The sequence below is a fragment of the Arthrobacter sp. Soil_N43 genome, assembly GCF_057655195.1.
This window is the reverse complement of record NZ_JBDGML010000113.1, coordinates 101,521-121,446: the sequence shown is the minus strand read 5'-3', so window position 1 is coordinate 121,446 and position 19,926 is coordinate 101,521. Positions and strand designations below refer to the sequence as shown.

Here is a 19,926-nt window from a genome sequence, read left to right as displayed (position 1 = left end):
CGAACCGGGCGCCAAGCCTTGAAAAACCGTCCCTCCCCTGAAGACATAGCCAATCCGGCCCAGTCCGATGCCGGTACAACCGAATCCGAAGCCCAGGGTGTGCACATTGTGCACACCCTCTTTTGTGAACATTTTGAGCCCCAACCCATCCGAGTGTGACGATCCTTGCGCGGCGATGGGAATCCCTCTCCACGACCAGCCGCCGTGCCAGGCCAACTGCGACGAAACGACGTTCCCGGGCTCAGCCGGAATCCGACTCGCGAAATAGGCCGAGCAATGATGTGCGCAGCAAACCGAGGACGGCATTCATTGAACGTCATAGCGTTGCGACCTCCCTTCGACCATCTCATGGGCGTAGACAGTAGAAGAGAGCATGACCAGAACTTCGCTCGATGAACCGGGACCTCCATTAGGCCCGCACCTTCCAGCACGACAAAATCGCGCTTATCGGCGTTTGAAAGCACGGGAGCGATGTGGCTGCCAGAACTCCCGCGCACCAGTGAAGATGGCCCCTTTGCGGTAGGAGCTATCCATGCAGCAATCCGTTGCGTAGATGGCGGGTAACGGTCGCACCGGTGCAGTCCCGAACCCCTCGCAGTGGCGGTAGCGAGGGTCTCTACTCCGCCACCAGGTCGGATGGCAGCTGGGCTTCCGGTCCGGCCTCGCCGCCCATTGCCGCCACCAGCCGTTCACGGGCGCGCCCAAGATGGACATCGAGCAGCCGGGCGGCTTCGTCACCGCGGCCCTCCTCGATCAGTTCCAGGAGCCTCTGGTGCTCCGCCTGGATCAAAGCGGCGTCCAGGAGGTGCAATGACTGCACCCGGGACATGCACAGGCGGACTTCCCCCACCAGTGATAGGTACATCTTGCTGATGCGTTCATTTCCGACGGCGTCGATCAGGCTGGCGTGGAACCGCATGTCCGGTTCCACCACATCGAGGGTCGAGCCTGCTTCCAGTGCAGCAATGTCCTTGTTGGCCCGCACCGCACCAGCCGGAACCGTCCGGCTTGAGGCCAGCCGGCGGAGCACTTCACTCTCCAGATAGGCCCGGGCGACGTAAATGTCCCGCACAGATTCCGGGCCCAGATCGGCGACGCGGGCGGTCTTGTGCACTCCCCGGACCAGCAGTCCCTCGGCCACCAGCTTCTCGATGGCCGCCTTGGCTGTAGGCCGGGCCACCTCATAGGAGGATGCGACGTCCGTCTCTGTGAGTGTTTGAGAGGATACCAGCTCCCCCGAAAAAATCCGGGCCCTCAGGTCAGAGGCGATCGCTTCGACGATCGAGACAGCTGCGATGCGGCCAGACACAAATCCCCATTCCCGTACAAAGCTTTGGACGTACTCATTTTGCCAGACAAAGAGCTGGTCCGATTGACTAACTAGTGTACTTGTTAGACAATCGGTAGGCGTCACGGAGTTGTGACGCTTCACACAATCGGGAGACACATGTTTCAGCAGATCCTCGACCCCATTGCCGGGTCCCTCTTGCTCTCGGCCCTGTGCGCCGCGCTTCCCCTGGTCCTTCTGTTCGTCCTGTTGGGCGTCTTCCGCGTCAAAGCACCCAAGGCGGCCATAGCCAGCCTGGTCCTGTCCCTGCTCCTGGCCATTGTGGGCTGGCGCATGCCTGTAGACCAGGCGCTGAGCGCCACCGTCGCTGGAATGTTCTACGGACTCTTTCCCATCCTGTGGATCCTGGCGAATGCCCTCTGGATCTATAAGCTGACGGTGGCAACGCCCTGGTTCGAAGTCCTAGGCAGGACCATCCGCTCCATTTCCAGTGACCTTCGTATCCTCTCCATCCTCATTGCGTTTTGCTTCGGCGCCCTCCTCGAATCCCTGGCCGGCTTCGGCGCGCCGGTGGCCATTTCGGCCGCCATGCTGATGGCCGCCGGCATGAAGCCCCTCAAGTCCGCCGTGGTATCGCTCCTCGCCAACACTGCGCCGGTGGCGTTCGGTGCAATGGCCGCACCGATCATCGCCCTGAATGGCGTCACCGGTCTGCCCCTGAATGAACTATCCGCGATGGCCGGGCGCCAGACTCCGTTTATCGCACTCATTGTGCCGCTGCTGCTTGTCTTCATCGTGGATGGCAAACGCGGCATGAAGCAGACTTGGCCGGTGGCCATGGTCGCCGGGACCGCCTTCGCGGCCGCGCAGTTTGTCACCTCCAACTACTTGGCGGTGGAACTCACGGACGTGGTCGCCGCCGTCGTCACCGTGGCCGCGGTGCTCCTGATGCTGAAGGTCTGGCAGCCAAAGGAAACCATCGGCATGGGTGGAGCTGTGACAACGGCGGAGCTCCCAGCCATGGTCCACAGCAACGGAACCCACAGATCCGGTGCCGATGCACAGGCACGTCCCTCCCTGCCGAGTGCAGACGCGGGCGACGTCCCTGCCGACAACAGCCGCCCGGAACCCCGGCAGATCTGGATGGCTATCGCACCCTACCTGATCATCATCGCGGTGTTCTCCGTCGCGCAGATCCCCTTCATCAAGACCTGGTTGGGCCAAGTGGGTGCAGTGACCTTCGCGTGGCCGGGCCTGCACATCGAAGATTCAGCCGGCAAAGCCCTTGCCGCCACCAAATTCAAACTGGACCACTTCAAGTCCACCGGCACGCTGCTGCTGCTGTCCGGTGCGATCACTATGGCGCTCTACAAGATCACGGCAGGTAAGGGACTGCGCATCTACCGCGAGACCTTGGTGCAGCTGCGCTGGACCATCGTAACTGTGACCTCGGTGCTGGCCCTGTCCTTCGTGATGAACCTGTCCGGCCAAACCACCACGCTGGGATTCGCCCTCGCTTCGGCCGGCGGCTTCTTCGCCATCCTCTCGCCCCTGATCGGCTGGATCGGTGTTGCGCTGACCGGCTCGGACACCTCCTCCAACTCGCTGTTCGGGCAGATGCAGGCCACCGCTGCAGAACAAACCGGGCTCTCCCCGGTCCTAATGGCAGCCTCCAACTCTTCCGCAGGCGTCATGGGCAAGATGCTGTCGCTGCAAAACCTCGCCGTGGCCTCTGCCGCAGTGGGTCTTGACGGTGCGGAAGGAACCCTATTCCGCAAGCTGATCGGCTGGAGCATGGGCCTGCTCGCCCTCATCACGCTCCTGATCTTCCTGCAGTCCACTCCCCTGCTTGGCTGGATGGTTCCCTGATGTCAAACCCTAAACTGGCAGAGTTCCAGCAGGCTGTAGGCGATCCCTCCCAGGTGAAGACCCGGGCGATCGACCTGCACGCCAACGCCCATGACGCTTCCCATTTCCTGCTCATCCCGCAGGCGGTTGTCATGGCCGGAAACGCCTCAGAAGTCGGCGGCCTCCTCCAAGCAAGTGCCTCCCAGGGCGTTCCGTTGACCTTCCGCTCCGGCGGAACCAGCCTGAGCGGCCAGGCAGTCACCGACGGTGTGCTGGTGGACGTCCGCCGCCACTTCAAGGACGTTCAAGTGCTCGACGGCGGCGCCCGGGTCCGTGTGCAGCCAGGCGTCACCGTCCGGGCACTGAACGCGCGGCTGGCGCCCTACGGGCGCAAGTTTGGCCCTGACCCCGCCAGCGAGTCCGCCTGCACCATCGGCGGAGTGGTGGCAAACAACTCCTCCGGCATGAACTGCGGCACCGTGGACAACGTGTACCGGACGCTCGAGTCTCTCACCGTGGTACTGCCGTCGGGAACGGTCATCGACACCGGCGCAACGGATGCCGATGAAAAGCTCCGGACGCTGGAACCGGACCTGTATAAAGGACTGGTGCAAGTTGCCGGCCGGGTGCGCGGCAACAGCGAGTCTGTGCGCCGGATCCAGCAGCAGTTCTCCATGAAGAACACCATGGGTTACGGCCTGGACTCCCTGTTGGACTTCGACAACCCGGTGGACATGATGGCCCACCTGCTCGTCGGCAGCGAAGGTACCCTCGGCTTCGTCGCCGAAGCGGTCTTCCGCACCATCCCGCGGCTGCCGCACGCCGCCACCGGGCTGTTGGTCTTCCCGGACCTGCAAGCCGCAAATGAAGCCCTGCCCGCGCTGGTGGAAACCGGCGCCGCTACGGTGGAGCTCATGGATGCGCTGTCCCTCAAGGTGGGTCAGACGCTCAAGGGAACCCCCGCCGTCGTACAGGACCTGGCGGTCCGGGACCACGCGGCGCTGCTCGTGGAGTACTCGGCCGGAGGGCCGGACGAACTGGCCGCCCTGCAGCACGGCCGCGAAAGCGCCCTGGAGGGGTTGGGGCTCTCGGCTCCGGCGCATTTCACGGGTGACGCGTCCGCGCGGGCGCAGCTGTGGCAGCTGCGCAAGGGTCTGTATGCCTCGGTGGCCGGGGCCCGGCCGCCGAGGACCACGGCGCTGCTTGAAGACATTGTGGTTCCGGTTCCCGTGCTGGGCCGTACCTGCAAGGAACTGATCGGGCTCTTCGACAAGTACAGCTACAGCAACAGCGTCATCTTCGGCCATGCGAAGGACGGCAACGTCCATTTCATGCTCACCGACGGCTTCACCACCGCGGACGAGCTGGACCGCTACAGCGCTTTCACCGAAGACATGGTGGAACTGGTCCTGGGCGAAGGCGGGTCGCTGAAGGCCGAGCACGGCACCGGACGGGTGATGGCACCTTACGTACGGCGGCAGTACGGCGACGAGCTATACAGCGTGATGCGCAGGATTAAGCAGCTGTTTGACCCGTCAGGGATGCTTAACCCCGGGGTCCTGATGGACGACGATCCGCAGGCGCACTTGCGCCACATTAAGACGGCGCCCCCGGTGGCCGAAGAAGTGGATCGCTGCGTTTCCTGCGGCTACTGCGAACCGGTGTGCCCCAGTAAGGACCTCACCCTTACACCGCGGCAGCGCATTGTCACGCTCCGCGCCATTGAATCCGCGCGACTGGCTGGAGACACGGCGCTGGTTAAGCAGCTTGAAAAGGATTATGACTACGAGTCCGTGGAAACCTGCGCTGTGGACGGTATGTGCCAGACTGCATGTCCCGTGGAGATCAACACCGGCCTGCTGGTCAAGCGCATGCGGCGCTCCGACGCTGGCCCTGTGCTTAACGTCGCGTGGAACGCCGCGGCCAAGCACTGGGAAGGGGTCACACGCGGAGCCTCGCTCGCCCTCACCGTGGTGGACAAGTTGCCCGCTGCGGCAGTCATTGCACCCAACAAGGCGGCCCGGGTGGTCATGGGAACGGACACCGTGCCGCTGTACTCACCTGAGCTGCCGGGCGGCGGTCCCGTGCGGAAACGTCCGATACCGAATGGCACGCCGGATGCCGTCTACTTCCCTGCGTGCGTGGGGACGATGTTCGGGGCGGCTAAGCGCGACGGCGAGGAACCCGGCCACGGCGTCCAGTACAGCTTTGAGCAACTGTGCGGGCGTGCGGGCATCACGCTGCTGGTGCCGAAGGGCATCGACGGCCTCTGCTGCGGAACACCTTGGTCTTCCAAGGGCATGGTGATCGGCCAGGCGACGATGCAGGAGAAAACCCTCACCGCGCTCCGGGAAGCCACCCGGGACGGGGAACTCGCCATCATCTGCGACGCGTCCTCCTGCACGGAGGGGCTCCGGCAGGCCGTGGAATCGGACGTCCCCTTGGAGGGCCAGCGCCCGCTGCGGATCGTGGACGCCGTGGACTTCGCCGCCGAGCACATCCTGCCCAAGCTTCCGGACCACGCAAAGCTCGGTTCTCTGGCGCTGCACCCCACCTGCTCCTCGACGCGCATGGGGATAAACGGTTCCCTGGACGCAGTGGCCAAGGCGGTGGCGGACAAGGTGGAGGTTCCGGTGAACTGGGGCTGCTGCGCCTTCGCCGGGGACCGCGGCATGCTCCACCCCGAGCTCACGGAGTCCGCCACCGAGAAGCAGGGCAAAGAGGTTGAGCAAATCGGTGCGTCAGCGCATGCATCATGCAACCGCACCTGTGAACTGGGGATGACCAGGGCAACGGGCGCCGACTACCGGCACGTGCTGGAACTGCTGGAGGAAGTGACGCGGTAACAGGGACCTCCAATGACGAGGTGACCGAATCTAGCTCCCCCTGGGGGCGTCCCGTCGTTCACCGAGCAGGCTCAGCACCTGAATGCTCTGCAGCCCCCACTCATGGCACCGGCTTCTTCCCTCGCTGTCTGTGTCGTCCGGCATTTTGGGAGATTTCTCTGAGGCAGCCGACTTTGCAGCCGCTCTTCGCCCTGCTCCCGGGCGACTAATGCCTAAGTTCGATTGAAGCTTCTTCCGCAGTCCGGGCCGTGGGCGGCTAAGCGGGGCAGGACGCCCTGCGGCCCAGACTTCTAACCGATCAGGCTTGGGTCGGACTTGCCAGAATGTTCCCATCGGGGTTGGGCGCTAGGGAATGCGCGCTTGTGGTCTGGTCGTACAGCCACCCGATATGCTTCCGGAGCAGGTCGGCTGCAAGGCTCCCGTTCTTGTCTTCAACGGCAGCAAAGATTGCGTGGTGATGAGCCCTAAGCTCTGCGAGGACGACCGGCCATTGCCCGAGGGAAACGAGGGCGTCCTTGATGTAGCCACGGACCGAGCCGCTAAGGGAGTCCATGACCGTATCGATGACCGCATTGCCAGCTAACGCGCTGAGGGCCAGATGGAACTGTGCGTCCAAATTATGGAATGTTTCGTAATCGATGTCGGAAGCATCCATGGCCATAAGAAGCTCCCTGGCCCGCTGGATGCCCTGCGGATTGTCATGTTGGACAGCCGCCTCGGCAGCCCATGTTTCGAGGAGAATCCGGGTTTCAACGATGTCTTTGACGGCAAGCCGGCTGCTGGCGATGTGGAGGCGAAGTGTGGCGGACAGTCCTGCCGAAGGTTCAGAGACGATGACGGCGCCGGACTTGGGGCCCGCCCCGCTCGGGCTGCGGATGACACCCACGACATCCAGGATGCGCATTGCCTCTCGAACTGATGCCCGGGATATGCCGTACTTTTCCGCCAGTATGCGCTCCCCGGGAAGCTGGTCCCCGGTTTTGAAGCGTCCGGAGCGCAACCCCTCCTCAACATCCTGCAGGAGTGCATCGTACGTCCGCTTTGGTGAGGAGGGCGCTAAATCGGTCATGCTTCAGTTTCCCCTACCAGGAACAGCATCAGCTACGGTCCTGTCCAAGAGCTCAGGAAAAGGAAAGGGATAACAGAACCTGAGAGGGGCCGCTATCCCTTTCCTTACCCGAGGCTGTCGAGGAACTGTGGAGTCCGGTTAGATGGCTTTACCCGGGTTCAGAATTCCCTGAGGATCGAACACATTGCGGATCGACCGCTGAAGTTCCAGCGACACGCTGCCCAGCTCGTCTTCAAGCCAGTCTCGCTTGAGCAGGCCCACGCCGTGTTCACCGGTGAGTGTGCCCCCAAGGCGCTGGGCCAGGTAGAACATGTCGCCGAGGGCCTTCTTCGCGGGTCCTTCCGTGATGGATTCGTCAGGGTCCACCACGATCATAGGGTGGAGGTTTCCGTCGGCCGCGTGGGCCACATTGAAGATTCGTACTCCGGTCTTACGGGAGATGTCTTCAAGTCCTGCGAAGACATCTGCTAGCCGGTTCCGCGGGACACCAATGTCGCAGATCGAGACACGGCCAAGTTGTTCCAGCGACGGGATGGCTTCCCTTCGCGTGGCCACAAGCGCATCAGCGGCGGCGGCGTCAATGGCCTTCTCTACATGGCTGGCGAAAGGCTCTATGGCCTGGAGAAGGACATCCTGCTCCAGGAATGCGCCGTACCCGTCGGTCTGGGCCAGTAGGAAGGCGCCGCCCTTTGAGCGATGGTTGGTGCCTTGCGCCGCGTCCACAGCTTCCAGTGTGGGGCCGTCCATAAGTTCCAGTACCGAGGGCTGCAGCCGGGCTGCGATGATCGCAGATGCAGCCAGGGCCGCGGCGTCGACATCCGGGAAATAGGCGGCGACGGTGGCAGTCTGGATGGGCCGGGGCCGAAGGCGCAGGGTGGCTTCCACCACCACCCCCAGCGTTCCTTCAGAACCGATCATCAGGGCGTTCAGGTCGTACCCGGTAACCCCCTTAATGGTGTTCCTTCCCGTGCGCAGCATCCGGCCGTCGGGCAGGACAACTTGGAGCGCCAGGACGGATTCCCGTGTAACGCCGTATTTTGCGCACCACATTCCGCCAGCGTTGGTGGCGATGTTGCCACCGATGGAGCAAATTGCCGTACTCGCGGGGTCCGGTGCGTAGAAAAGGCCGTGGGCTCCTGCTGCGGCGTTCACTTCGGCATTGAGGACGCCAGGTTCCACCACCGCCAGCTGCTCCACCGGGTCGATGTGGAGGATCTTGTTCATCCGGGCCAGGTCAAGGACCACTTCGCCCGCGTGGGCCGAAGCTCCCGCCGCCAGTCCTGTCCCGGCCCCGCGGGGAACCACCGGAACGTTGTGTGCAGCGGCGAGTTTCATGGTGGCAACCACTTCCTCCGTGCTGGTGGCGTACACGACGCCATCCGGGAGGCTGGGCGGGATGTAGCCGGATCGGTCCGTGCTGACCCGGACACGTTCGTCCAAGTCGGTCGACGAGTGTGCGCTGGCTTTCAGGAGAGCCGACGACGCTGTGAGGGCTGCTGTTGTGCTCATGGAAGGAAACCTCTTTGTCTTCTTGGGGCCCAGGGGTAGGACGAAACCGTACCCAGTGCGATGTTCGTTTTGGATAATGCGGGGTTTAGGGAACCATCCAGCCCAGCACCGGAGTTGATTGCAGCAGGACCAGGATGATCATTACGGCTAGGAGCGCAAGGCTCCAGCCCAGAAGCCTCCGGAACAGCGTGCTTTCGGCTCCTTCAAGGCCCACGGCTGCCGAAGCTACTGCCAGGTTTTGCAGGGACAGCATCTTGCCCATCACGCCGGCGGAGGAGTTTGCTGCTGCCATGAGTACCGGAGGCAGGCCTGTTTGTTCGGCTGCGGCAACCTGGAGTTGGCCGAACAGGGAATTTGAGGACGTGTCAGAGCCGGTGAGCGCGACTCCGATCCAGCCGATCACCGGGGAGAGCACAGCAAAGAAGCCGCCGGCCGAGGCGAGTGCCAAACCGAGGGACGTTGTCTGTCCAGACAGGTTCATGACGAATGACAGGGCGAGGACGGCGGTCACGGTGATGATGGTCCAGCGCAATTGCTTAAGAGTTTCCCAGTAAATCCGGAGTCCACTGATTGCCGGAATGCGGTACAGGATCATGGTGAGGATGCCAGAGATCAGCAGAAGCGTACCGGTGGCCTTGAGGTGGTCGAACTTGAACTTCTGCGCGGCAACATGCTTCCCGTCTGCATCGACAACGTCCAGGCCCGGCCATGCAAAACTCACGCTTCCCACCACACTCAACCAGTTCTTCACCAGAGGAATCTGGGCGATGGAAAAAATAGTCATAATGATCAGGTATGGCGCTACGGCCATCCAGATTTCCCGCGCCGCGGGCCGCTGTACGTTGGTTGGTGTCATGACTCGCGTGGTCGCCGCTGCGGAAACGGCCTCCGTAACGGAGGCGGAGGCCGGCTCCCGCTCTGAACCGTAGAGGCGAGCCGAGGCCGGACGGGACTGTGCCGGACCGGATGGCAACTCTTCGCCGGGCTCGCCTGGTTCCCTGCCCTCCCCGGACATCTCGATGATCTGTCGGGGCTGCCAGACACGAAGCATCAGCAGCCAGCGGCCACCGTGGCGACAGCGGCCACAACGTCAGTCAGTTCGACGGCAAAGTAGTTGGACGTGATGAACTGGAAAATGCCGAACACCGCGCCGGCCACCAGCGCCACGGGCCAGGTCTGCTTCAGGCCGCGCTTGCCGTCCACGATAAAGACGAGCAGCAGCGGCACGATCAGGGCGATAAAGGGTGTCTGGCGGCCAGCCATCGAGGACAGGTCCTGGAGCGGCAGCCCCGTGACGCCGTTGAGGGCAATAATTGGGGCGGCCATGGCACCGAAAGCCACGGGGGCAGTGTTGGCCAGGAGGGAGACGATGGCGGACTTCAGAGGCTTCATGCCGGCGGCCATCAGCATCGCCGCGGTGATCGCCACCGGCGCACCGAAACCAGCCAGGGATTCGAGGAGCGCACCGAAGCAAAACGCAATCAGAATGGAGAGGATGCGCAGGTCGTTGGAAATCGACCTAATGGTCCTGCCGAGCGCATCGAACCACGGAGTGGCCACGGTGAGCTTGTACACCCACAGGGCGTTCACCAAGATCCATAGAATCGGAAACAGTCCGTAAAAGGCGCCGGCGGCGGTGGCGCTGAGAGCCTGATCCAAAGGCATCTGCCACACGGCGGTGGCCAGCACGATGGACAGCAGCAGGCTGACCAGGGCAGCTTTTGCGGCCTTGACACGGAAGACGCCCAACAGGACAAACAGAAGAAGCAACGGCAACGCCGCACACAAGGCGGATAGGCCAAGCGAACCCCAGAGGGGATCCACGACTTGCTGGTAAGTGCTCACAAAAAACTCCTTTGTATTTGGAGCGGGGGGAGGGAGAGAGTACGTGGTGCATAGGACTGAAAGCATCAATTGATGGGGCAGATCTCCGACGGGTCTGGTCCGGGGGTTGCAGAAGAGCCGCTATTTTCCACCATGCGATAAAATCATTCTGCTCTATGGATCGACCTTACGTATCGGTCTGACCGCTAGTCAATGGTCTTTCAGAGAAAAAATTTCACGTTGCTTTAGCCGTTAGTGTCGACTGTCGGATAGCCAAGGCGCCGCCGTGAGCGAACTCGACTTGAGCGTTGACAGGCATCGTTACGGTCGCTAGGTTCTACTTGTTGAAATATTTTTTCCGCTGTGCGGAATACCGTGGATGGGTGAGAAACATGTCAAACCGAATAGAAACTAATGGCCTTAGAATCGCCGAAGAGCTCCACGCCTTTGTCCGGGACGAGGCGTTGCCCGGCACCGGGATCGAGGAGGAGGAATTTTGGAGAGGCGCCGCGGCGCTAATCGGGGAGTTCTCGCCGCAGGTGCGCGAGCTGCTCGGTGTCCGTGACCGGCTGCAGCAGCAGATTGACGAGTTCCACCGCTTGAACGGCCCGTCGCACCCTGAGGTCTATGAGGCGTTCCTGCGTTCGATCGGTTACTTGGCCGATGAGCCTGCGGATTTCACTATCACGACCGACCGGGTCGACCCCGAAATCGCCACGATCTCCGGACCCCAGCTTGTCGTGCCGCTGCTGAACGCACGCTTTGCGGTCAACGCGGCCAACGCCCGCTGGGGCTCGCTTTACGATGCCCTGTACGGCACCGACGTCGTCGACGAAGCGGAGGGACGTGAGCGAACGGGCGGCTACAACCCGGTCCGGGGCGCCGCCGTCGTCGCCCGCGGGCGACAGTTCCTGGACGAGCACGCGCCGTTGGCGGCCGGCTCGCACGCAGACGTCACCGCCTACCGTGTTGCAGACGGCGTCCTCGTCGCCGAAACCCCGAACGGCACGACAGAGCTGGCAAAGAAGGACCAGCTCCGCGGCTATCGGGGAGCCGCGGATGAGCCTGAGGCCGTGCTGCTCGTCCATCACGGCCTGCACATGGAGATCCAGATTGACTTCACCCATCTCATCGGATCGGGCGACCCAGCCGGCGTGAAAGACATAGTGCTGGAATCCGCGATCACGACAATCATGGACCTCGAAGACTCGGTGGCGGCCGTCGACGCCGAGGACAAGGTGGTCGGCTACCGCAACTGGCTGCAGCTGATGCAGGGCACTCTAACCGCCGAGGTCGCCAAGGGCGGGGGCACTTACACCCGACGGCTGAACCCCGACCGCCTCTACACCGCACCTGACGGCTCCGAACTGACCCTGTCAGGCCGCTCGCTGCTGCTCATCCGCCAGGTCGGCCACCTCATGACGAGTGACGCCGTTCTTGATACGGCCGGTGACCCGGTGCCAGAGGAGATCCTCGACGCCCTGTTTACCGGCCTCGGTTCCGTGCACGACCTGCGCGGGCCGAACGCACGCAACAATTCGCGGACAGGCTCGGTATACATCGTGAAGCCAAAGATGCACGGACCGCGGGAAGTGGCAGTGGCCTGCGCTCTACTCGCGGCCACAGAGTCGGTGCTGCGCCTTGACCCGCTCACCCTCAAGATCGGAATCATGGACGAGGAACGCCGCACCTCGGCCAACCTCAAGGCGTGTATCTGGGAGGCGCGCGACCGCGTGGTATTCATCAACACCGGATTCCTGGACCGCACCGGCGACGAGATCCACACCTCAATGCTCGCAGCGCCCATGGTGCGCAAGGCCGACATGCGCACTTCCAGCTGGATTGCCGCCTACGAGGACGCCAACGTCGACATTGGACTGGAATGCGGATTCCGCGGCCGGGCCCAGATCGGCAAGGGCATGTGGGCGGCACCGGACAATCTGGCGGACATGCTCGCCCAGAAGATCGCGCACCCGCTCGCCGGCGCCAACTGTGCTTGGGTTCCCTCGCCGACCGCCGCGACCCTGCACGCCATCCACTACCACCAGGTCGACGTGGACGCCCGGCAGGCCGAGCTCGGTGGGGCGCGCCGCTCCACGTTGCGGCAGCTTCTCACCATCCCGGTCGGGGACCCCTCCAATTGGGACGCCGATGCTCGACGCAACGAGCTGGACAACAATATCCAGAGCACCTTGGGCTACGTCGTGCGCTGGGTGAACGCCGGCATCGGATGCTCCAAGGTTCCCGATATTCAGGGCGTGGCGCTCATGGAGGATCGGGCCACCTGCCGCATCAGCTCGCAGCATGTCTCCAACTGGGTCCGGCACGGGGTTGTAACCACGGAGCAAGTGGAAGAATCGCTGCGCCGCATGGCTGCGGTCGTCGACGAGCAGAACGCCTCAGATCCGGACTATTTGCCAATGTCCCCTGCGTTTGACACCGAGGCGTTCCTAGCCGCCCGCGAGCTCGCACTTGACGGCGTCGCGCAGCCGGCCGGATACACAGAACCCGTCTTGCACTTGCGCCGAGCCACGCAGAAACACATCCACGACCTTGCCAGGAGCACCTCATGAACATTGACCTAGCGACTGCCCAGTCCATCATCACCCAGGCCCTCGCGACGGGTCAGGAACACGGTTTCAAACCGCTCACCGTTGTCGTGCTCGACGCAGGAGGCCACGTCATCGCCGTCTCTCGCCAGGACGGCGCTTCGAATAACCGCTTCGACATTGCCCAAGGCAAGGCCTATGGTGCCCTCGCCCTCGGGATGGGATCGCGGGCCATCATGGAGCGCGCCGAGCAGCAGGCCTACTTCATCGCCGCTGCGACCGCCGCTCTCGCAGGCCGCTTGATCCCAGTGCCCGGTGGCGTCCTCGTGCGCGATGACGACGGCACAATCAAGGGTGCCGTCGGCATCAGCGGAGACACCTCCGACAACGACGAGACCGCGGCGGCGACGGCCATCAAGGCGGCCGGTCTGACGGCGCAGGTAGCCTGACCGCCCGGGTGATCTGATCCGCCGGGCGCACCTCAGCCCACGTGAGTCCGGCGGCTCCTAGCATCCCTTCAATACGAAACTCCTAGTCGTTCGACGTAATCGAGGTCAATCTCCAAGCCTTGACCTCGAAGGTCGCCGTCGGGGGAAGACCGACCGACTCGATGCTCGTTGCATGTTCATGGGTTGGAGGCGGCGGCGGTGGACAGCGGATCGAATACGTGCGCCTAAGCTGAACCGCACCTCCGAAAGCTGCGCTCGAAAACAAGAGCAGTGCTTTCGGAGGCGCGGTTCTTGCATGTCGCCCTGTTGCTGGTGCTGCATACTTTCGTTCGCCGGAGAGAAACGTCAGGCGGACCCTTATGGAGCACCAACCCCGATTCTCTTGATGCATAAGCAGTACCGTGTCGCGGCAGGCGGCAACTACCAGCGAAGTAACGGCGAGATTGCAAGTGTCCATGGCGCGACGGTTACAGCGCGCCTCCGTGGCCGTATTCCCAGTGCGACCTACAGGCATCAACCCCTCCTCTTGCAGCCGCGAGTGAGTAGTTGAGACAACTTCACGCAACGGGCCCCACAGACTCCGTCGGTCTGACCTACACCCAAAGCTGACACACTGTTCACACCCGCTCAAAGGGAGCGCGCCTCATGTTTGGTTCAGACCGACATAGTGATGTATTGCTTCTTAAAGTGTTCGTGGATTTCCCATTTCCCGCTCCAGCCGTTTGGGATCAAGACCATGTCGCCGGTTCTGTGGTCCAGACGTTCCCCTGTCTCGGAAACAAGAGTTCCTCGTCCCTCTAACACCAAAATGACCTCGTTCACGCCCTGGCGGGACGTCTTGAAACTGCCTGGAGAGCATTCCCAGAAGCCAAGGTCTACTTTGCTGGCGTTGAGCGTCGAGACGCTGTCGGTCGCATCCCTTGGATCCGTGCCATCAGCAGCCGTTGGCTTAGAAACCGGGTCAGGGAAGGACAGGCTTTGGATCGAACGGAGAACTTCGGGTTGTGGGTTTGTCATGTGCTTCCTATTCCTTGTCTTTGTGGGCGGGGAGGCGGTGGTGAGGATGAAGGTCTTGTGGTCGTGTTCTTTGAATCGTGCTGGGGCTCCTAGGCGTAAGACTCCTGCAGTTGGAGTTCGACCACGAGTTCCTCGATGCGCTCCAGGGAAGCAGGCGCGAGGTCTGCGGTGGGGCGGCGGGCGGTGCCGGCAGGGAGTCCGAGAATTTTGAGAGCGGCCTTCACGGCGGGAACGAAAGGCGCGGACAGAATGGCGTCGATCAGCGGGTAGATGCGGTTCCACTCGGCCTGGGCTGTGGCGAAGTCACCAGCTGCAACCGCCCGCTGGACAGCCACAATTTCTCGTGGGACCAGGTTGGCGGTGCCTGCCATGACAGCCGTGGCACCCTCTGTGAGGGCGGCAAGGATCAGGCTGTCTGAGCCGATGATGGTGGTGATGTTGTCACGGTGGAGGTGGATGAGCTGGATGGCCTGTTCCATATTGCCGCTGGAGTCCTTGATGTAGCGGATGTTCTCTACTTCGCGGGCGAGTTCTCCCACGGTTCGGGCATCGAGGTTGACGCCGGTAGCAGACGGGTAGTTGTACAGCATCACGGGACGTTCCACTTGTTCAGCCACGGCGCGGAAGTATCCGGTGGTCTCGGACATCGAGAGTGGCTCGTAGTAGGGGGCAATCAGCATGAGCACGTCAGCGCCACATTCCTGCGCGTGCAGGGAGTTCTCGATGGACTGCCGCGTGCTGGTCGCTCCTGTTTGCGCCACGACCGGCACCCGCCCTGCCGTCTGTTCCACGACGGTCTGCACGACCAGGCGGCGTTCATCGGAGCTGAGCGCAGCGAATTCACCGGTGGAGCCGCAGGCCACTACACCGTCGACGCCCCCGGCGATGGAACGTTCGACGAGGGCACGAAGACCTGGCTCGTCGATCCGGCCGTCAGTGTTAAAGGGGGTTGCCAGAGCGGTGAGCACACCGTTGAGTTGAGAGGACATGGGTTCCTGACTGCTTGTTGAGTACTTGTTGGAGAGAAGCGATGTTGGCGTTATTTCCGGCCCGGGAAGGGGCTAACCTTCCCGGATCAGGAGCCACATGATTCTTGGATTTACCTAGGCTCAGTGTGAGTAGCCTGCGGCAGCCTCCGTGAGGGTTTTTCCCTTCGTCTCGGGAGCCAGCCACTGGGACAGTCCCGCTCCGGCTAAGGCGACAGCGGCGGCGATGAGCATGGTGGGACCTGCCCCGAGGCTCTCCATGGACATTGGCATCAGGAAGATGCCGATTCCTGCCCCGACGCGGCTGACAGCGGCTGCGAAGCCTGTTCCGATTCCACGGATCTCCGTCGGGAGGACCTCGCTCGGATAGACACCGGTCAACGTGGTGTACATCGCGTTGAAGAACGAGAAGATCAGGAACAGGACGAGTACAACAGGCCCGGGCGCCCCGGCCCACATGCCGATTATGGCGAGGACGACGGCGCACAACCACTGCGGCGGAACGCACAGGACTCGGCGGCCGGCCTTGTCGATCAGCAAGACCGTGACGACGACTCCAGCCAGGGCGACGGCGGAGAGTCCGACTCCGCCTGCGAGCCCGCCGGAAAGCCCGTACTGGTGCAGCACGCTGTCGGCGAAGGTGGCGATAGCGAAGTACGGGGTCACGGCGCAGAACCAAAAGGCCGAGATGAACAAGGTGGACCGCCAGTGCTCCTTGGAGAACAGCATCCCGAAGCTGCCCTTGCGCACGTCCTCGTGCTGGACGTCCTCGAGCGCATCATCGGGCATGTATTGTGCTGCCAGGGCGCGGGCCTCGTCCTTGCGTCCCACGCTCCAAAGCCAGCGTGGCGACTCCGGCAAGCCAAGCCGGGCGAGGAACAAGGCAACCGCGATGAACGTGCTCGTACCCAGAATGAAGTGCCAGCCAATATTCGTATACTCAGCCAGCAAATAGCCGATCAGGAACGCGACCATGAAGCCGCCGTACCAGGCGATCTCCATTGCGCCCATCAGCCGCCCCCGCAGATGGGTGGCAGAGAACTCAGCCATCAGGGGCCATCCGACCGCATACTCGGCGCCGATTGCAATGCCCATGAGCAGCCGCACTACCAGCAGCCACACGGGTGAGTCGATGAAGAACTGCATGCCTGACGCGACCGCGAAGAGGCCGATGTCGAACATGAAAATTGGTTTGCGGCCCCATTTGTCGGCTGCCCAGCCACCCAGCGGCGAGCCGATGAGGATGCCGATCAGGGCGGCCGCGGCAATTAGACCTTGCCAAACCACTGAGAGCTCCAGGTCCTCAGCCATCCTCCCCGACAACGGTCCAATGATGCCGAGGATGTAGCCGTCCAGGAACATGCCGCCGATCAGGACGGCGATCATTCTGATCATGAAGCGTTTTTTGGTTGCCGCTGAGACGACGTTCTGACCGGCAGTCGAATTATTTGTGGCTGACACTGGTATATTCCTCCCCGTGGGGATAGATGGGTTTTTGGTTCCTCGTTCGCGGTGTTGGAGCACTATTTTCCGTTTTCCGGTCACTGAGGCGGTGTGCGCTCCGACGGCGTGGTGTGCAGGTGGGGAACATGTGCCGCCGGAGCGCTTGCCGAACAGTTATGAGGCTGGAGTTGTTATCGAGTTGATTAGATGGGCGATCACTCAGTATCGGCGTTGAATCCGGCCTTTGGTTGGGTTTTGGGGTTCTAGCTTTCCGGGTGGGTGTGTGAGGCCTTTTTGCCGTTGTTGCTGGGGTAGATGGGCGTTCCTGCTGCGGTGGCGTCTACTGCATGGAGTTGTCCGGTGGGTGGGGCTATGGATTCTTTGGTCGCGAGGATGAATTTTTGGTGACCGTGTTCATCGACGGCTGCGCGGACGGTGCGTCGCATGACGGAGTCGGAGAGTTGTTTGCGGAGCCAGATGGGGTCTCTGCGGAGGTCCCGGGTGAGCGCGATGCAGAGGACGAGCAGGACGATGACGAAGGGGGCTGCGGCGACGATCGTCATGCGTTGGAGCCCGCTGAGTGCTTCGGCGGGTGTGTCACCGCCGGCCAGGAGCATCACGATTGCCACGGTTCCCATCAGGACTCCCCAGAACACGACGACGGGTTTGGAGGGTTTGAGGGTACCGCGGGAGCTGAGGGAGCCCATCACGATCGAGGCCGAGTCAGCCCCGGTGACGAAGAAGATCGCGGTCAGGACCATGGCGAGGACGGCAAGGCCGATGGTGAGCCACTGGGGTGTGCCGAGCCCGTTGAGCATCGCGAACAGCGCACCGTCGAAGGAGATGCTGGGGGCACCGTCGACGATGGTGGCGATGCCGTCGCCGGTGTCCGCGGTGGCGTCAGCGGCGCGCTGCTGGTGGATGGCGGTGCCGCCGAAGACGGCGAACCAGAGCAGGGAGACCAGGGACGGGACGAACAGCACGCCGGTGACGAACTGGCGGATGGTGCGTCCGCGGCTGATCCGGGCGATGAACATGCCTACGAACGGGGTCCAGGACATCCACCACACCCAGTAGAACACGGTCCAGCCCGAGAGCCAGGCGCGCATGGTGTCATCGCCGGTGGCTTCGGTGCGGGCGGCCATTTCGGGCAGCTGCTGGATGTAGGAGCCCAGTGCCGAGGGGATGATGTTCAGGATGAACATGGTGGGGCCGACGACGAAGACGATGACCGCCAGCACGACAGCGAGGACCATGTTGGTGTTGGACAGGAACTGGATGCCCTTCTCCAGGCCTGATACCGCCGAGGCGACGAAGCAGAACGTGAGCACGGCGATGATAATCACTAGAAGCGGCGTGGCGACCTCGCCGACGACTCCGTTGAACTGCAGGCCGCTGCCGATCTGCAGGGCTCCCAAGCCCAAGGACGCCGCGGAGCCGAAGAGGGTGGCGAAGATGGCGAGGATGTTGATGATTTTCCCGCCGAGGCCGTCGACGGCCTTGCGGCCGAAGAGGGAGGCGAAGGCCTCCGAGAGCAGGTTCTTGCGGCCCAGCCGGAAGGTGCTGTAGGCAATGGCTATTCCGACGACCGCGTACATGGCCCAGGGGTGCAGGGTCCAGTGGAATACCGAGGTGGCCATGGCCGTCTCGACGGCTTCAACTGTCTGCCCGTCCACCGTGCTCGGGGGCGGTGAAATGTAGTGGTAAAGGGGCTCGGCAACACCGTAGAACATCAGGCCGATGCCCATGCCGCAGGCGAACATCATGGAGATCCAGGACCCGGTCTTGAATTCGGGCCCTTCCCCGTCCTTGCCCAGCGGGATGTTCCCGAACCGGCCAATGGCCAGCCACAGAACGTACACAACGAAGACCGAGGACAGCAGGACGAAGACCCATCCCGAGGTTCCGAGGACCCAGTTCAACGCCGCAGTTGACGCAGCAGCCAGACCATCGGTGTCCGTGAACCCCCAAATCAGGAACGCAATGACCAGCGCGCCGGTCACCACAATGATCGTCTTATCGAGTCCACGGGCGTGTTCCCGTAGTGCGCCGCGTCGTTCGGCGACGCCGTCCTTTAGATCTTCAAGGATCTTCGCCTCCTCTGACTCGGTGCGGTGCAGGAGGGCGGTGTCATCTACAGGTGGCGCCATTACCACCTCATCGGGCGACGCGTCCGATGCGGAATGTTTGGTGCTCATGAGAGCCTCTTTCAGAAGGGAGGGATTCTAGGATCTTGCTAATTGGGTGGAAGGCAGTGTCGGAAAGCTGTCTTCCAATCAGGGGCCACACGCTGTGGGAAGCTTTTTAGCCGGCCAGGGTCCTCGAGGATGGGCCCGACCTGGCGTGATGAATACAAGGGCAGTTTCGGAGTATGTTGCCTGCCGCCACCCGGCATCCCAGGACGGTAGAACCGGCTTTGATCAGGCAGGCTATGTGAGCTGCATTCTGTTGACCAGGTGTTAGAGCGACTTCGCGCTACACAGTCACGTCGGAGAGAAGCAACATTTCGTAGTCGGCCAGGGCGGTCCGCGGGGCAATCACCTGAGCCGACCAGCTTGGTAAATATGACGTTGGCCAGACTCCGCCCTACTGACAGGTGAAGTCCCGCGGCAAGCATCACGCCGTGGAGGCCTCGTAAAGACCAGCCCTAGGTGCGCAGCCCCAGAGATCAGAAGCGGGCGCGGTAGATGGGGCGGGGGCAACGGGTGGCATGGACGGGTGCTGATGACGGACCGTCCTGCCGGGCACACGGAAGAACGCTTTGATCGGAATGCGAAGCTCATAATGACTCCTCGACGCTGACGAGGGAACCAAAGGTTCCGGAGGCTTTTGAAATTCTGGGTGGGGGTAACTGAATTTAATCTTTGAACGCGGTGTTCATTTCTTGAACTTCCTCAAGTGTGGCGCGGCTCACCCTTCTTTGCAAGGGGTTCCAGAAATATGTCGAACGTTACGTTCAATCACCGAACGCAGCTGAAGAGGGCTGCGCGGAGCCGCTTCGAACCTGTGGATCCCGGCTGCAATAGGGGAAGGAGTGCCGGCGGGTTATGCCCAACGCTGCAACATGTCCTGGGGCAGCTGCCGCAGGTGCGAAACGG

The 19,926-nt window shown here is 62.5% G+C and carries 11 protein-coding genes and 1 pseudogene; 4 read left to right on the top strand and 8 right to left on the bottom strand.

The genetic code is table 11. From position 1 onward, the window contains the following. Positions 1–616: 616 nt before the first annotated feature. On the bottom strand, positions 617–1,309 hold the full coding sequence (locus AC3A3W_RS17225; protein ID WP_487444219.1) for a GntR family transcriptional regulator: 693 nt from the start codon (positions 1,307–1,309) through the stop codon (positions 617–619). 138 nt (positions 1,310–1,447) lie between these two features. On the opposite strand from AC3A3W_RS17225, the gene AC3A3W_RS17220 reads away from it, so the two are divergent. Further along, positions 1,448–3,157 (top strand): L-lactate permease, encoded by a 1,710-nt coding sequence (locus AC3A3W_RS17220; RefSeq protein ID WP_487444218.1) that lies wholly within the window; start codon positions 1,448–1,450, stop codon positions 3,155–3,157. After that, positions 3,157–5,982 carry an FAD-binding and (Fe-S)-binding domain-containing protein gene (locus AC3A3W_RS17215; protein WP_487444217.1) on the top strand — a complete coding sequence of 942 codons (2,826 nt, stop codon included), beginning with the start codon at positions 3,157–3,159 and terminating at the stop codon, positions 5,980–5,982. Before AC3A3W_RS17220 ends, AC3A3W_RS17215 begins: the two co-directional genes overlap by 1 nt. Before the next feature lie 298 nt (positions 5,983–6,280). Here AC3A3W_RS17215 and AC3A3W_RS17210 read toward each other — a convergent pair whose 3' ends face one another. The 3 genes and pseudogenes from AC3A3W_RS17210 to AC3A3W_RS17200 all read right to left on the bottom strand — a co-directional run bounded on the left by AC3A3W_RS17210 (position 6,281) and on the right by AC3A3W_RS17200 (position 10,405). After that, positions 6,281–7,051: a FadR/GntR family transcriptional regulator gene (locus tag AC3A3W_RS17210; protein WP_487444216.1), complete on the bottom strand. Its 771-nt coding sequence runs from the start codon at positions 7,049–7,051 to the stop codon at positions 6,281–6,283. A 138-nt stretch (positions 7,052–7,189) separates the two neighbouring features. Beyond that, positions 7,190–8,560, bottom strand: a complete 1,371-nt coding sequence (locus AC3A3W_RS17205) for an FAD-binding oxidoreductase (protein ID WP_487444215.1) — start codon at positions 8,558–8,560, stop codon at positions 7,190–7,192. Positions 8,561–8,645: 85 nt separating this feature from the next. Beyond that, positions 8,646–10,405: pseudogene (locus AC3A3W_RS17200) on the bottom strand (L-lactate permease). Between the two features lie 371 nt (positions 10,406–10,776). On the opposite strand from AC3A3W_RS17200, the gene AC3A3W_RS17195 reads away from it, so the two are divergent. Beyond that, positions 10,777–12,957: a malate synthase G gene (locus AC3A3W_RS17195; RefSeq protein WP_487444214.1), complete on the top strand. Its 2,181-nt coding sequence runs from the start codon at positions 10,777–10,779 to the stop codon at positions 12,955–12,957. Next, positions 12,954–13,382 carry a GlcG/HbpS family heme-binding protein gene (locus AC3A3W_RS17190; RefSeq protein WP_487444213.1) on the top strand — a complete coding sequence of 143 codons (429 nt, stop codon included), beginning with the start codon at positions 12,954–12,956 and terminating at the stop codon, positions 13,380–13,382. The genes AC3A3W_RS17195 and AC3A3W_RS17190 overlap by 4 nt, the downstream gene beginning before the upstream one ends. A 654-nt stretch (positions 13,383–14,036) precedes the next feature. Here the strand turns inward: AC3A3W_RS17190 and AC3A3W_RS17185 are convergent. The 4 genes from AC3A3W_RS17185 to AC3A3W_RS17170 form a co-directional block, all read right to left on the bottom strand. Beyond that, positions 14,037–14,399: a cupin domain-containing protein gene (locus AC3A3W_RS17185; protein ID WP_487444212.1), complete on the bottom strand. Its 363-nt coding sequence runs from the start codon at positions 14,397–14,399 to the stop codon at positions 14,037–14,039. 89 nt (positions 14,400–14,488) lie between these two features. After that, complete coding sequence (dapA, locus tag AC3A3W_RS17180) at positions 14,489–15,388, bottom strand: 4-hydroxy-tetrahydrodipicolinate synthase (RefSeq protein WP_487444211.1); 900 nt, start codon at positions 15,386–15,388, stop codon at positions 14,489–14,491. A 120-nt stretch (positions 15,389–15,508) separates the two neighbouring features. Then, positions 15,509–16,780, bottom strand: a complete 1,272-nt coding sequence (locus AC3A3W_RS17175; RefSeq protein WP_487444210.1) for an MFS transporter — start codon at positions 16,778–16,780, stop codon at positions 15,509–15,511. Positions 16,781–17,091: 311 nt separating this feature from the next. Beyond that, the gene (locus tag AC3A3W_RS17170) at positions 17,092–19,026 is read right to left on the bottom strand and encodes a BCCT family transporter (RefSeq protein WP_487444209.1); all 1,935 of its coding nucleotides are present in this window, start codon (positions 19,024–19,026) and stop codon (positions 17,092–17,094) included. Positions 19,027–19,926: the final 900 nt, after the last annotated feature.

Excerpts from the sequence above, each read along its gene's own strand:
- AC3A3W_RS17205 (WP_487444215.1), bottom strand. The coding sequence starts at position 8,560 with ATGAGCACAACAGCAGCCCTCACAGCGTCGTCGGCTCTCCTGAAAGCC.
- AC3A3W_RS17195 (WP_487444214.1), top strand. The coding sequence starts at position 10,777 with ATGTCAAACCGAATAGAAACTAATGGCCTTAGAATCGCCGAAGAGCTC.
- AC3A3W_RS17190 (WP_487444213.1), top strand. The coding sequence starts at position 12,954 with ATGAACATTGACCTAGCGACTGCCCAGTCCATCATCACCCAGGCCCTC.
- AC3A3W_RS17215 (WP_487444217.1), top strand. The coding sequence starts at position 3,157 with ATGTCAAACCCTAAACTGGCAGAGTTCCAGCAGGCTGTAGGCGATCCC.
- AC3A3W_RS17210 (WP_487444216.1), bottom strand. The coding sequence starts at position 7,051 with ATGACCGATTTAGCGCCCTCCTCACCAAAGCGGACGTACGATGCACTC.
- AC3A3W_RS17220 (WP_487444218.1), top strand. The coding sequence starts at position 1,448 with ATGTTTCAGCAGATCCTCGACCCCATTGCCGGGTCCCTCTTGCTCTCG.
- AC3A3W_RS17175 (WP_487444210.1), bottom strand. The coding sequence starts at position 16,780 with ATGATCAGAATGATCGCCGTCCTGATCGGCGGCATGTTCCTGGACGGC.
- AC3A3W_RS17170 (WP_487444209.1), bottom strand. The coding sequence starts at position 19,026 with ATGAGCACCAAACATTCCGCATCGGACGCGTCGCCCGATGAGGTGGTA.
- AC3A3W_RS17185 (WP_487444212.1), bottom strand. The coding sequence starts at position 14,399 with ATGACAAACCCACAACCCGAAGTTCTCCGTTCGATCCAAAGCCTGTCC.
- dapA (WP_487444211.1), bottom strand. The coding sequence starts at position 15,388 with ATGTCCTCTCAACTCAACGGTGTGCTCACCGCTCTGGCAACCCCCTTT.